11 protein-coding genes are annotated in these 12,863 nt (G+C 63.8%); 3 read left to right on the top strand and 8 right to left on the bottom strand.

The genetic code is table 11. From position 1 onward, the window contains the following. Window positions 1–60: 60 nt before the first annotated feature. Window positions 61–1,083 carry an ImpA family type VI secretion system protein gene (locus tag ABWK72_RS19970; protein ID WP_367871340.1) on the bottom strand — a complete coding sequence of 341 codons (1,023 nt, stop codon included), beginning with the start codon at window positions 1,081–1,083 and terminating at the stop codon, window positions 61–63. A 243-nt stretch (window positions 1,084–1,326) separates the two neighbouring features. Here ABWK72_RS19970 and ABWK72_RS19975 point away from each other — a divergent pair, with 243 nt between their 5' ends. Together ABWK72_RS19975 and ABWK72_RS19980 are read left to right on the top strand one after the other, a co-directional pair. After that, window positions 1,327–2,055: a hypothetical protein gene (locus ABWK72_RS19975; protein ID WP_367871341.1), complete on the top strand. Its 729-nt coding sequence runs from the start codon at window positions 1,327–1,329 to the stop codon at window positions 2,053–2,055. Window positions 2,056–2,509: 454 nt separating this feature from the next. Continuing rightward, a complete protein-coding gene (locus tag ABWK72_RS19980; protein WP_367871342.1) occupies window positions 2,510–3,295 on the top strand; it encodes a hypothetical protein in 786 nt (261 codons plus the stop codon). Window positions 3,296–3,560: 265 nt separating this feature from the next. On the opposite strand, the gene ABWK72_RS19985 is transcribed toward ABWK72_RS19980, so the two are convergent. The 4 genes from ABWK72_RS19985 to gnd form a co-directional block, all read right to left on the bottom strand. Beyond that, window positions 3,561–5,396 carry a phosphoenolpyruvate carboxykinase (GTP) gene (locus ABWK72_RS19985; RefSeq protein WP_367871343.1) on the bottom strand — a complete coding sequence of 612 codons (1,836 nt, stop codon included), beginning with the start codon at window positions 5,394–5,396 and terminating at the stop codon, window positions 3,561–3,563. Between the two features lie 614 nt (window positions 5,397–6,010). Next, entirely contained in the window at window positions 6,011–6,394 is a 384-nt protein-coding gene (locus tag ABWK72_RS19990) for a hypothetical protein (RefSeq protein ID WP_367871344.1), read from the bottom strand. Window positions 6,395–6,843: 449 nt separating this feature from the next. Further along, window positions 6,844–8,067 (bottom strand): IS481 family transposase, encoded by a 1,224-nt coding sequence (locus ABWK72_RS19995; RefSeq protein WP_367871345.1) that lies wholly within the window; start codon window positions 8,065–8,067, stop codon window positions 6,844–6,846. Between the two features lie 350 nt (window positions 8,068–8,417). After that, entirely contained in the window at window positions 8,418–9,836 is a 1,419-nt protein-coding gene (gene gnd / locus ABWK72_RS20000; protein WP_367871346.1) for a decarboxylating NADP(+)-dependent phosphogluconate dehydrogenase, read from the bottom strand. Window positions 9,837–9,937: 101 nt separating this feature from the next. Between gnd and pgsA the strand changes: the two genes are divergently transcribed. Further along, the gene (gene pgsA, locus ABWK72_RS20005) at window positions 9,938–10,537 is read left to right on the top strand and encodes a CDP-diacylglycerol--glycerol-3-phosphate 3-phosphatidyltransferase (RefSeq protein WP_367871347.1); all 600 of its coding nucleotides are present in this window, start codon (window positions 9,938–9,940) and stop codon (window positions 10,535–10,537) included. A gap of 138 nt (window positions 10,538–10,675) precedes the next feature. On the opposite strand, the gene ABWK72_RS20010 is transcribed toward pgsA, so the two are convergent. The 3 genes from ABWK72_RS20010 to ABWK72_RS20020 all read right to left on the bottom strand — a co-directional run bounded on the left by ABWK72_RS20010 (window position 10,676) and on the right by ABWK72_RS20020 (window position 12,822). Beyond that, on the bottom strand, window positions 10,676–11,272 hold the full coding sequence (locus ABWK72_RS20010; RefSeq protein ID WP_367871348.1) for a hypothetical protein: 597 nt from the start codon (window positions 11,270–11,272) through the stop codon (window positions 10,676–10,678). A 31-nt stretch (window positions 11,273–11,303) separates the two neighbouring features. Next, complete coding sequence (locus ABWK72_RS20015) at window positions 11,304–12,158, bottom strand: hypothetical protein (protein ID WP_367871349.1); 855 nt, start codon at window positions 12,156–12,158, stop codon at window positions 11,304–11,306. Window positions 12,159–12,291: 133 nt separating this feature from the next. Next, the gene (locus ABWK72_RS20020; protein ID WP_367871350.1) at window positions 12,292–12,822 is read right to left on the bottom strand and encodes a VOC family protein; all 531 of its coding nucleotides are present in this window, start codon (window positions 12,820–12,822) and stop codon (window positions 12,292–12,294) included. Window positions 12,823–12,863: the final 41 nt, after the last annotated feature.

The following is a 12,863-nucleotide window of genomic DNA, read 5'->3' on the forward strand; positions in this document are numbered from 1 at the left end:
TCGTTGAACGCTGGTATGACCCGGCTCTACTTGAGACTAATAATCGCCTATCCCTTAGCTTCATTCTTTCCCGACACCAAGGATTTGTTGTGCCTTTCGCACCGCGTCCTCACCCGCGGTATCGTTGATCAGATCGATGAAGCTCAGATCCATCAGTCGCTTCGCGCGCAGCAGCAGTAGCGGCACCGGACTGGAAGGCTCGTTCTGCTGATAGTAGTCGATGATCTGGTCGAGCATCGGACGGATGCTCGCCTTCGAGAATCCACCGCTGCCCGCAACCGGCGCGGTGCCGGCAACAGCAACGCCTCCCTCCGCTCCCGCCGCCGCCTCCACCGGCGAGCCGGTGGCATGCGAGAGAATCCGCCGCATGACTCCCAGCTGTTTCACCAGCTTGCCCTCCACGCCGGATAGGAATTCACCGCAGTCCACGTCGTTATCCGGCGCGTAAGATGTATCGATCTTCGCGACGATCCACTGGACGTGTTCAAGCGATTGCGTCGCCAATGCCAGCGCTTCGTCGAGCGTCTCCTTGGACGTAGCCCCGAGCGTCGCTTTGGCGAAGGCCCGCGTCGAAGCATCCTCGTCGGCTCCCGCGTTGGTCTCGTAGGCCTTCAGCGTCGCCTCAGACACCCCGGGCACGAAGGACATGTTGCGCAGCGCCGCCAGGAAGCCGTTGCCCGCCAGTCCGCTGAGAATGTTCACCCGCGCCTGCTTGCCGCCGGGCGTGGTCGGCAGCGGATGGAAGTCATCCCAGTAAGTCTCGCAGATCTTCCGCACCAGCTCCAGTGATTGCGCCAGCCCTTGGGCCCGCTGCCGCCGCATCGCCGCATCGCAGAGATACACCGCGGCACGCAGGTGCTTGTTGCCGCGCAGCAGCTCCGTGGATGCCGCCAGCAAGGCCTGCCACGCGGGATCCTCGGCATCGGCACGGCGGACCTCGCTGTACAGCGCATCGAGATTATAGAGCGCCGCCTGCTGCGCCATCATCCCCGGATTGGCAGGGGAGACTGCATCGTCTTCCAAGTCGGGACCACAGGGCGGCGCGGTGGCAACCGGAGCCAGGAGTTCAATCACCTCGATCATTACCGCCGTTCTCGTTTTTCGCTGTTTCAGGCGGAGCAGGATCGTCTCCGCCCACCGCTTTGCGGCATGGCGGAAAGTGACGAATCATCCCCCCGTTTCTGCCTAACGGATATCAGTCCCCGCGGATCGCGCCTAGCAAAAATGGTCCGGCTTTTCCATTCGTGCATCTCGCATTGCAGCCTGCGGGCCGCTCATCCCAAATCGACTTGATAGATCGTCCGCTTGAGCCATGATGCCATTCAGATGAAAAGCCCGTCGATCTTCCGTGCCGGTGGTTTCTGCCTGATCGCGACCCTCGCCGCCTCTTGCTCCAACGAGGGTTTCGACCCCACCAAAAACAGGGGCCGTGCCGGTGGTGGCGACGAAGTGAAGTTCATCGCCCGCGGCGATGGCACCATCGACATCGGCTCGCTTGGCAAAATTTCCCGCTACATCAGCGGCCAGCGCCGCCTCGGTCGCAATGAAGAGCAGATCCTCGAAGCCCTCGTGCAAAAGCAGATCGGCGGCTACCGCATCGAGCGCCTCAAGGTCCTCGAGAAGAAGCGCGAAGCCACCATCCAGCGCAGCAAGACCCAGAGCGCCCAGCGCCAATCCAGGCACACCGCCAAGGTCGCGAAAATCCAGAGTTCCCCCCTGCCGGCTCCCGAAAAATCCCGCCAACTCGCGGTCGCCGAAAAGGAAATCAAGATCGAGACCCAGCAGGCCGAGTCCGAGACCAAGCGTGAACTCGTCCTCATCGACACCGAGATCAAGCACGAGAAGAGCCGCACCTACGCCGTCCCCGTCAGCGACCCGCAAAGCCCCAAGGGCCGCGCGATCGTTCTGGTCGACGCGAACAACCGCATCAAGGACTCCAAGGTCTATCAGATCGACCGCAGCGTCGTCGAACTCGCCAAGGCCTCCTCCCGCGATCAGTCCGACGTCGCCGTCCTCACCGACGTCCCGTCGCTCAAACTCTCCGGCGGCAACTGAGGCTCGAAAAGGCAGGGACCGCTCTCCGAGCGGTCCGGCTGGGGCGGTGTCCACCGGACTCATCGTGTCCAATAGATCGCTAGTGCCGCCATCCGCCTCACCGCTCGGAGAGCGATCCCTACCGCCGCATCCACCCGGGCCTAGGGATACCGGACGCTCCCGACCGCTATCCGTTCCTATCGACAATCCCCGCGCCCCGGCTCTAACATTCTGATCCATGAACCGGACCAAGGCCTCCATCCTCATTGTCGTCGGTCTATCGATTGCAGGACTACTCTGGTTTTCCCTAGGACCTCGCGAAGTGATAGCAGCGTCCCAACCCCCGGCACCTCAGCCGCCGCCCCCTCCGATATCCCAAGCGACTGACCCCGCGGCACCCCAAGCTGCGAACCCCGATCCGCCCCCACCCCCGCCGGCCCCCGCTGATCCCGCCGAAGCGGAGTGTCGTGCCAAGATGGCAGACATCATCCGCTCCGAGGACGCGCCGATTGAATTCTTCGGCAAGGTCGTGGATGCCGCCGGATCACCCGTGGAAGGGGCTGAACTTGCCTTCCACATCGTGAAGGCCGGTAGCTTTGCGCCGTCATTGGGGTTTCCCACCGGTGAAGTCGGAAATGTCCGCACCGCGCCGGACGGGCGCTTCGAGATCATCGGGAAGCAAGGCATGACGCTCGGGTTCGACAAGGTTGTGAAGGCCGGCTTCCACGAAGCGGAGCGAATGATCCGGACTTTCGGCTACGGAAACAATGCCGCACCTCATCGGCCGGACAAGGCCGCCCCGGAGTTGTTCGTCCTCATCCGCGACGGCAGTTCTGTTTCCCAGCAGGGCGAGTTGAACCTCGCCTTCGATTGGAAGGGGGAGGCCCTACGCTTCAAGCTGCCGCTGAAAGGGGTGGAAGAAACCCTGGTCCTCACGCCATCCCGCGAGCCGGCAAAACCACCGGCCCGAAGTTACAATTGGAACCTCAAGGTGGAACTCGACGGCGGCCAGGTCGTCATGGGGACGAAAGGCATCGCGCCAATCGCTCCCACGGAAGGCTACCTGCCCGGCCTCACCGTGAACGGGGATCCGAAGGGTACGCGATGGACCAGCACCGCCGATATTCTCTTCTACTTCAAAACAAAGTCCGGCGGCTGTGGCCAAATCAAGCTCAAGGTCTATTCGGATCGCGATAGCACCAGCCGGACCGGCTCCCTGGACGTCTCGTTCAATCCCGACGGAAGCAGGGTCTTCGAATAAGCCTTGGCTTGGATCTCCTCGCTCCGGAGGTCGATTACCTGACGCGCATTCTCCATCCAAAAAACGGCAACGCCGTTTCCCAAGGTTGGCATGTCCCCGTCCATCGCAGCCGAAGGGCGGAGACGGACGGGGACGTGCCAACCTTGGGAAGAGGCCCATCCGCTCGAATGAGGTTGCCTCGGGCCGGTCGCAATGGGGACTCAGCGTCTCTCTGCCGCCCGAGGCAACCGCGTTGCGATTGTTGGAAAGCACTCGCTCCTTCTCCTCAACTCAACCGCGCCGCCAGCAGCTCCCTCTGGAACACCAGCTCCTTCGGCAAGTAATCATACAACTTCAGGAACAATTCCCCCTGCGACAAAATCTCCGCCTTCCACTCCTCAGCATCGAAGGCCATGCATTGATCGAATCTCGTCTCATCAAAACCCGCCAAACCCTCCGTATTGAAATCTTCCCAATCCGGCGTCCACCCGATCTGCGTCTCGTGCCCCGCGATCCGCCCCTTGCAGCGGTTCACGATCCACTCCAGCACCCGCATGTTCTCGCCGAAGCCCGGCCACAGGAACTTGCCGTTCTCATCCTTGCGGAACCAGTTCACGTGGAAGAAACGCGGCAGCCGGTTCACCTTCCGCCGCATGTCCAGCCAGTGGTGGAAGTAGTCCGCCATGTTATACCCGGTGAAGGGCAGCATCGCCATCGGATCCCGCCGCACCCCGGCCTTCAGCCCGATCGCCGCCGCCGTCACTTCCGAGCCCATCGTCGCGCCGACATACACGCCGTGCGACCAGTTGAACGCCTGATAGACCAGCGGCATCGTGTCCGGCCTCCGTCCGCCGAAGATGATCGCGGACACCGGCACCCCGTCGGGATTCTGCCACTCCGGATCGATCGTCGGGCACTGGCTCGCCGGCGCGGTGAAGCGCGCATTCGCATGCGCCGCAGGGGTCGCGGAGCCGGGCTCCCAGTCCTTGCCCTGCCAATCGATCAAGTGTCCCGGCGCTTCCTTGGTCAGCCCTTCCCACCAAACGTCGCCATCGTCTGTTAGAGCGACGTTGGTGAAGATGGTGTTCTCCTTCATCGACTCCATCGCGATCGGATTCGTGTCGTAGGAAGTCCCCGGCGCCACGCCGAAATACCCCGTCTCCGGATTGATCGCGTGCAAGCGCCCGTCCTCGTGCGGCCACAGCCACGCGATGTCGTCGCCCACGATCGTCGTCTTCCAACCCGCATTCGCATAGGTCGGCGGCGGCACGATCATCGCCAGATTGGTCTTGCCGCAGGCGGAAGGGAAAGCCGCGGTCACGTAGGTCTTCTCACCCTGCGGCGATTCGATGCCCAGGATCAGCATGTGTTCCGCCATCCAGTTGTGCTCGCGCGCAATGTTGCTCGCGATCCGCAGCGCCAGGCACTTCTTGCCCAGCAGCGCATTCCCGCCGTAGCCGGAGCCGAAGGACCAGATCTCCCGGCTTTCGGGGAAGTGCACGATGTACTTCTCCTCGTTGCAGGGCCAGGGCACATCGGCCTCGCCGTCCGCCAGCGGTGCGCCGATCGAGTGCAAGCAGGGGATGAAGACGCCATGCCCGTCGCGCCGCGAGTGGCCTTCGCCCGCCGCTTCTTCCTCCAGGCGGTCAAGCACCTTGCGGCCCATGTGCGCCATGATCCGCGTGTTCACCGCCACGTACGCGCTATCGGTGAGCTGCACGCCGATCTTTGCCAAAGGTGAATCGAGCGGCCCCATGCAGAAGGGCACCACATACATCGTGCGGCCCTTCATCGAGCCCGCGAACTTCTCCAAGAGAAGCGTCTTCATCTCCCCCGGCTCCATCCAATTGTTGGTAGGCCCGGCCAGGTCCTTGCGGCGGGAGCAAATGAAAGTCCGGTTCTCCACCCGCGCCACGTCGGACGGTGCCGAGCGCGCCAGGTACGAGTTCGGCCTCTTCTCCGGATTGAGCCGCGTGAAGGTGCCCTTATCGACCATAAGCTGGCACAGCCGGTCCCACTCTTCGCGCGAGCCGTCGCACCATTCCACGGTGTCCGGCTGGCAGAGGGTCTTCATCTCCTCGACCCAGGCAAGGAGATCGGCGTGGCGGGAGGGCGGATTCATGTCCCGCCATCAAAACGGCTATGCCCGCTCCAAGCAACCCTATCGGAAGATTTGGGCAGCATCCGCGGAGATTTGACCGCTTTCCGCAGATCCCGCGCCACAAGGAGGGGGTGCGTCTCGCGCCCCAGTGCGGGAAAAAATCAACCGCGGATTGCGCGGATATCGCGGATAGGAACGAGGGATCGACGCGCCTGCACGATTGGAGACATCCGGTCTTTGGTTTGACCCGGCTGTTCATCCGCGGCATCCGCGCAATCCGCGGTTAAATCTCAACAACAAACCCGCCGGAGAGAGACTCTTCTTCTTCCTCCTTTTCCTCCTGCCTTTCCTCCTGTTCAAAATTGCAAAGGAAGGCCCGCGACCAGACAAGCAGGCACCACGAATCGAGTCGAAGGATCGAGACCCGAGCGGGCATCCGGATTTTTAACAGGAGGAAAGGCAGGAGGGAACGGAGGAAAGACAGGGATCCCGATCAGGTGATTTGAAGTTGATTCCCTCGGCAAAATCCGACGAAGAGCCGTCAAATCCTCAACAGCCTCATCTCACCTATGGGCCGCCGGCACCCCGCCCGCCTTGCGGACGAGCGGGGCGCTGGCCGCCCTTTCGGGGGGAGATCAGATCCGGAATTGCCACAGCGCCTCGATCTCGCGATCGCGCGCGGCGGGACGCCGGGCGAGGGGATACTGGAGCGTGCGGACCGTCTTGCGGCCGCCGGTGAAGAAGAAGCTCTCGACCTCGATCTCCACCACTTCCAGACCCATGTAGTAGGTATCATGGAGCGTGGCGACCGCATCGTTGCCGAAGACTTCTGCCAGGTGCTCGCGCAGCAAGCCGGTCTCCTTTTTCCCCAGGAAGAGGAAGGAGGGCGTCTCGCCGCAGGCGCACTTCGAGCGGATCAAATTGGACACCGCTTCCGGACTCCAGTAGTCCCCGAAAACCAATTCGGGAACCACCGTCGTCGAGTCGGGGAAGGGTGCAGACTCGTTGGGTGTGTTCATGGTGTGTGGTGCAAGGGCTGGTCGCAAACCACGAGCAACATACGTGCCCGCCATGCCGATTCATCCCTCCGCGAGTGACAATTTCGTGCACCATGCTTTCCGCTCATGATACTTGTCAGACAGGATGAAGCATCACTCCGCGAACTCGCGGGATCTCGTGAAAGATAAGCCTCGGGGGGCATAATGCATCAGCCCGCCCCACGGACGGCCCCCCACTGGGACCGCCGTGGCACCGCCCGGCAGAACGGTTCCTGACAGCCCGCCCCCACGGACGGCCCCCACTGGGACCGCCGTGGCACCGCCCGGCAGAACGGTCCCTGACAGCCCAAGCAACGGACGGCTCTTCCCCCCGGGACCGCGGAGCCTGTAAAGGCCGGAGACATGGGTTACACCTGTTCGGGGACATGGGTTACACTTTTCGGCCCGCAGCCATGAGCCGCGCGCGCGGCTCATGGCTGCGGCGGCCGGCCCACCCGCCGCTCCGACAGGGGCGCGTAGCCGCTCTCCCCGGTAGCGCGGTGTTGCGCGAAATCCGCCACCCCGATCCGCTTCCAGCAGTAGTAAACTTCGAAGCTTTCTTCCCCGATCTGCCGCAGCGCCACATCCTCCCCGCGGAAGGCCTCGCCGATGCTCCACAACACGCCGCGGAAGCTGATGATCCCCTTGTCCAGGACCCTTCTCACCACGTCTTCCCCGCCATACCAGGCCCGGGCTTGCGGCAGTTGCACCGGCATCGCCCGCGGCGAGATCCGGTAGCGGCTCGCGGGCGTGTCCCCGCCCAGCGAATGGTGGGGCCGTTCGTGGTTGTAGATGCCGCGCCACGGCGCGAACTCCCGCCGGCAGTGCGCGTGGTCCCGCCACACCGTCGTGCGCGACAGCACTTCGGCTTGGAAGGTGCGGTGGAAGCGCTCCTCCTTGCCCTGGGTCTGCGGGTGCCGCGGACGCCCGTGGTAAACCCTCACGCCCAGCCGCAGCAGCCACGCCTCGCATTGGGTGAAGTGTCCCTGGCTGTCGCCCCACGGCTTGCCGTTGTCGCACAGGATCGCCGCCGGCAACCCGTAGAGCCGGAAAGCTCCTTCCAGCAGCGGCTTGAACTCCGCGTAGGTCTCGCCCGCGCAGGGCTCCAGCAGCAGGTTGAAGCGGCTGTGGTCGTCGAGCATCGTCAGCGCATGGCAGCGGCCGCCCGCCGCCAGTTCGAACCAGCCCTTGTAGTCCATCTGCCACAGCTCGTTGGGTTCCTCGCGCTCGAAGCGCTCCCAGCCCTTGCCGGAGGGACCGGCCGGTTGCGACAAAAGGCCGTGCCGCCGCAGCACTTCCGTAATCGTGCTCGCCGAGGGCACATTCTTTTCCCCGCGGTCCTCCAGCCACCGCTTGAGCTTCCTGCCGCCCCACACCGGATGCTTTTGCCGGACGGCCACGATCTTGTCCTCCATCGCCGCCTTGGTCCTGCCGGGGCTTTCCGCCGGCTTGCGCGGCACGTCCGCCAGGCCTTCGCCCTTGCGATGCCTCGCCAGCCACTTGTAGCCGGTCTTGCGGCTGATTTTGAAGCGCTTGCACAGCTCCGCCTTGTTGGCTCCCTCGCGCGAAGCCAGTTCCACGAATTCACGTCTCTTGTCCATCAGGTCACAGGTTTGCCAGGGCATGGTCTTATCCTCGACGGAGGTGTAACCCATGTCCCCGAACACCTGTTAACCATGTACCCGGTCTATACAGGCTCCGCGCTCCCGGGGCAGGCATGGTGGCGGGCTTCCGAGGACCATTCTACCGGGCAGTGCCGCGGCACTCCCAGTATGCCTTCCGCGGCTCCGCCGCCGTGGACTGCGCGCAGCCTGCTGCCAGGGGCGCTGCAAAGGCGAAGCACCGGGTGTGGCGAGCCGCGAACGGAGCGGGTTAGGGAACTCTCCCGTGCTTCACGGCAGCAGGCTGCGCGCAGTCCACGGTCGCTGCGCGACTGCCATTCCGCGCTCTCATCCACAAAAAAACGGCCGGGATCACTCCCGGCCGTCTTCAAAAATCATCGGCCTCAACCGATCACCTCGGGCCAATCCGTGTGGAAGAACTCGCCACGCGGCTTGTCCGTCCGCTCGTAGGTGTGCGCGCCGAAGAAATCCCTCTGCGCCTGCAGCAAATTCGCCGGCAGCACCGCGCTACGATAGCTATCGTAGTAACCCAGCGAGGCCGAGAAGGCCGGCACCGGAATCCCGGCCAGCGTCGCAATCGAAACCACCTCGCGCCAGTTCTCCTGGAACTCGTTGAGCAGGTCGGTGAAGTAAGGAGCCAGCATCAGGTTGCTCAGCTCCGGATCCTTGCGGTAGGCGTCCGTGATGTCGTTCAGGAAGCGCGCGCGGATGATGCAACCGCCGCGCCAGATCGCAGCGATCTTGCCGAGGTCGAGGCCCCAGGCCTTCTCCTTGCCCATCGTCGCGATCAGGTCCAGGCCCTGCGCGTAGGAGATGATCTTGGAAGCGAAGAGCGCGTCGTGCACCTTCTTCACCAGCTTCTTTTTCTTCTCGTCGATCTTCGGCTTCGGGCCTTCCAGCTTCTTGGCGGCGGCCACCCGCTTGTCCTTCATGGAAGACAGGATGCGCGCTTCGACCGCGGCATTGATGGTCGAAATCACCACGGTGTTTTCGACCGCATTCATGATCGTCCACTTGCCGGTGCCCTTCTGCCCGGCCGTGTCGAGGATCAGGTCGACCAGCGGCTTCTTCGTCTCCGGATCGATCTGCGCGAAAATCTTGGAAGTGATCTGGATCAGGTAGCTCTCAAGGTCGCCCTCGTTCCACTCCGTGAAGACCTCGGCCAGCTCCTCCGGCTCGAAACCGGCTGCCTTGAAAATGTTGTACGCCTCGCAGATAAGCTGCATGTCGCCGTACTCGATCCCGTTGTGGATCATCTTCACATAGTGGCCGGCACCGCCGGGACCGATGTGGGTCACACAAGGCTCGCCATCCACCTTCGCCGCGATGCTCTCGAAGATCGGCTTCATCACGTCCCACGTGGAGGCCGGGCCGCCGGGCATGATCGAGGGGCCCTTGCGCGCGCCTTCTTCACCGCCGGACACGCCCGCGCCGATGAAGCGGAAGCCGAGATCGCCCAGCCACTTGTCGCGGCGTTCGGTATCGGTGTAGAGCGAATTGCCACCGTCGATGATGATGTCGCCCTTATCGAGCAGCGGCAGCAGGGACTCGATCACCGCATCCACCGGAGCGCCGGCCTTGACCATGATCATCACCTTGCGCGGCGAGGCCAGCGACTTGACGAAGTCCTCCAGGCTCTTGGCCCCCACCAGCTTCTTATCCGGGTGGGCCGCCACGAACTCCTCCGTGACGGAAGTGGTACGGTTGAAAACAGACACCTGGAATCCGCGGGATTCCACGTTGAGGACGAGGTTCTGGCCCATGACAGCCAGGCCGATGAGGCCGAAATCGCTATTACTCATGATCGTGACAGACGGTTGGGAAACGGCGGCGGTGTATTGAAGCCGCGGCATCGGTGCAACCCCTTGTTGCCATGATGCCATGCATTCCCCACATTCGCCGCGTGAACCTGCCCAATGCAATCACCGTCTCCCGCCTCTTTCTCACGGCGGTGTTCGTGGCGGCGGTGGGCTTCCCGGGCACCACCGGCTTCACCATCGCCCTGATCACCTTCTCCGTGGCCGCCGCCACCGATTGGCTGGACGGCTACCTGGCCCGCAAGCTCGGCATGGTCACCCCCCTCGGCAAACTCCTCGATCCCCTCGCCGACAAGATCCTCGTCTGCGCTGCCTTCGTGTATTTTTCCGCCCAACCGGTAGGCGGCTACCACTGCCCGGTCTGGGTCACCGCCCTCATCATCGCCCGCGAGTTCCTCGTCACCGGTCTCCGCCAGATCGCCGTCGAGGCGGGCCATGTCCTCGCCGCGGACCGCCTCGGGAAATGGAAGACCACCTTCCAGCTCACCTACTGCATCACCGGCCTGGTCTGGCTGACCTTCTCCTCAATGAAGGACCCGGGCAAGCTCGGCGGCATGCTGCGCGACTTGGCCAATCCGAAGTCCTGGCTGGCCCCGGTCTCCCTCTGGATCGCCGTCGCCCTGACCCTGATCTCCGGTGCCAACTACGTCTGGGCCTGCCGCAAGCTGCTCGTGCAGCCCCGATAAGGCGTCAGCATAAGGAGCGGCGACACTCTTGTCGCCGCCGGAAGCCTCTACCGAGAATGGAAACGGGAACCGATCGGGAGGACGAAAAGAGCGGAACCCAATAGCCCAATCTCCAATCACCCAATTTCCTTCCCAAACCTACCTCCCCTTCTTCGCCTCCCCCTCCCTCTCCAGCCTCTCCTTGATCTGCTCGATCACCGAGTCAAACGCCAGCCCCTCCGCATCCGGCTGCCGGCTGGAAGAAACAAAGCGCGGAATCAATCCCGGCGGCACCCCCAGCCGCTTGTCCAGAAGCGCCGGATCGATCTCAGGGTGCAAATCCGCCCGGTGATACTGGAGCGCCAGCGCCACCCCATCCAGATCGTAGCCATTCCGCTTCGTATTGTCGGAGAGCCGCATCAGGCTCTCCCAAGTCGCCTTGAAGCGCGTGGGATCCACATCCACCACGAAGACAATCCCGGCGACCGACCGCAGCAGCAGTTCCTCCGCCGCGTTGTATTCCATCGGCCCGCTCAGCGAATGCGCCGCCACATGCAGGAAACGCCCGTCCGGCAGCGTCTGCGGTTCGGTCCACTCGACCCGGTGCACCCGGATCGAGCCGACAAAATGCTCGCGCACCGTGGCCGAAGCGCAGCGCGCCGCCACCGCCCGCAGGATCGCCAGCTTCCCGGTATCGGCCGCCCCCGCGAGGGCGACCTTCACCGAAACCTGCCGGCTGTCTTGCTCCACCGTCATGGCGACTGCGGCGCGCAGGCCGGCCTCAAACTCAAAGCTTCCCGAGTTCGCGGGCCACGATCATCAGCGTCTCGCGGACGCCGGGAGCGAAGGTCCCATCGTTCTGCACCGCGAGCATCACCCCGCCTTCGCGGACGAACTCGATCGGCACGCTGCCGCAATAAAGCTTCACCTGGCCGGCGAAGCCGAGGCCCCCGATCACGCGCTTGAAGGCATCGATCGTCGCATTATCCGCCGTCGGAATGCGGGAGACGTGGCGGATCCCCGGCAGCGCGCGGGCGCGCTGCAGGATCTCGTCGGCGCTCAGTTCGCGGTCCACGCCGAAGATCGCGCGCAGCTCAAGCTGGCGGATCGTGCGGGAGTCGGAATCATAGGGATCGGCTTCGAAGGACGCGGATGCAGACACGGGCGGCGGTGTGGAAAGGGGCGGCGGCGCTGACACGGGAGCAGGAGCGGCAACGGGTTGGTGGACCGGCACCGCGGGCGGCGCAGGCACGGGCTCGTGGGAGAAAGCGAAAGGCGCGGCTGCCGCAGCCGCAGCCGCGACAGAGACCGGCGCTGCCGTGGCAAAAGGCGAATCGACGGCCACCGGCGCTTCAAAAGGCGAACCGGTCATCGCTTCCGCCGCGAAGGGCGAGCGCGCCTCGACCGGCGGCGGATCACCGGCTACCGGGCGGCGCTCCGGCAGCTTCACCGGGCGGTTCGGATCCGGGGCCAGCCGCGGCGGGTTTTCCTCGCGCAGGGAGGCAAACGGCGACTCCGGTTCGGACACCACCGCGAACGGGCTCGAAGCCGCTCCTTCATCAGCCACGGCGAAAGGGCTCTTGGCGGGCGGAGCGGGCGCGAAGCCCTCCTGGGGTTCGAAAATACCGCGGCTGCTGTTCATGAGTTCAGGTCTGGTGAGGGGTGGCTGTGGCGCGAGGCGGTGAATAGCTTCACGATTGCCTAAAGTCGAGCCTCCAAATGCCCGATTGCCTCATTCTTTTTCAAGGACATCAACGAATCCACGCCAGCGTCCCCTACCCCTCCGAAGACCCTGCTGAGACCGGCCGGGCGCTGCCCGCCAAAAGCCAACTTGGCCCGCCCAACCGCGTACCCTCTTCCTGCCTCTCCTTGCAAATTTCATTCCCCTCAATCCGCGGCTTCATCTCCTCCGTGAAAAGCCCGTGCCCCTGCTGCAGGAACTCGACCAGATTCCCGTCCGGATCCCGCACGAACAGCGTCCCCACCCCGAAATCCATCGGATCCTCCGGAGCCGTCAACTCGCGCTCGCTGCCATCGAATCCCGCCTGCATCACCCGCAGCCCTCCCTCTAACAGCACCCGCAGTACCGCCCGCAAGTCCGGCACCTGCAAGGCCACATGCCGGTAAGCATGATGCGGCGGCTCGACGGCAGACGGATCTCCCAAGGGAACCAAATGCAGCGTCGCCGTCGCATTCAGGACAAACCAGGACGGCCGCACATGATGCCTCGGGAAGCCCAGCACTTCGCCGTAAAGATCGGTGACGACGATTCCGACATGGTTGATAGCTTCGACTGGGATTTTCATCCGGTAGCGCGTGGGTTGCCTCAAGATCCGGAACTTCGCGT

Origin of the sequence: Luteolibacter sp. Populi (assembly GCF_040801775.1) — a bacterium.
Taxonomy (GTDB): Bacteria; Verrucomicrobiota; Verrucomicrobiia; order Verrucomicrobiales; family Akkermansiaceae; genus Haloferula.

Coding starts and splice junctions, on each gene's coding strand:
- ABWK72_RS19970 (WP_367871340.1), bottom strand. CDS start 1,083: ATGATCGAGGTGATTGAACTCCTGGCTCCGGTTGCCACCGCGCCGCCC.
- ABWK72_RS19975 (WP_367871341.1), top strand. CDS start 1,327: ATGAAAAGCCCGTCGATCTTCCGTGCCGGTGGTTTCTGCCTGATCGCG.
- ABWK72_RS19980 (WP_367871342.1), top strand. CDS start 2,510: ATGGCAGACATCATCCGCTCCGAGGACGCGCCGATTGAATTCTTCGGC.
- ABWK72_RS19985 (WP_367871343.1), bottom strand. CDS start 5,396: ATGAATCCGCCCTCCCGCCACGCCGATCTCCTTGCCTGGGTCGAGGAG.
- ABWK72_RS19990 (WP_367871344.1), bottom strand. CDS start 6,394: ATGAACACACCCAACGAGTCTGCACCCTTCCCCGACTCGACGACGGTG.
- ABWK72_RS19995 (WP_367871345.1), bottom strand. CDS start 8,067: ATGGGTTACACCTCCGTCGAGGATAAGACCATGCCCTGGCAAACCTGT.
- gnd (WP_367871346.1), bottom strand. CDS start 9,836: ATGAGTAATAGCGATTTCGGCCTCATCGGCCTGGCTGTCATGGGCCAG.
- ABWK72_RS20010 (WP_367871348.1), bottom strand. CDS start 11,272: ATGACGGTGGAGCAAGACAGCCGGCAGGTTTCGGTGAAGGTCGCCCTC.
- ABWK72_RS20015 (WP_367871349.1), bottom strand. CDS start 12,158: ATGAACAGCAGCCGCGGTATTTTCGAACCCCAGGAGGGCTTCGCGCCC.
- ABWK72_RS20020 (WP_367871350.1), bottom strand. CDS start 12,822: ATGAAAATCCCAGTCGAAGCTATCAACCATGTCGGAATCGTCGTCACC.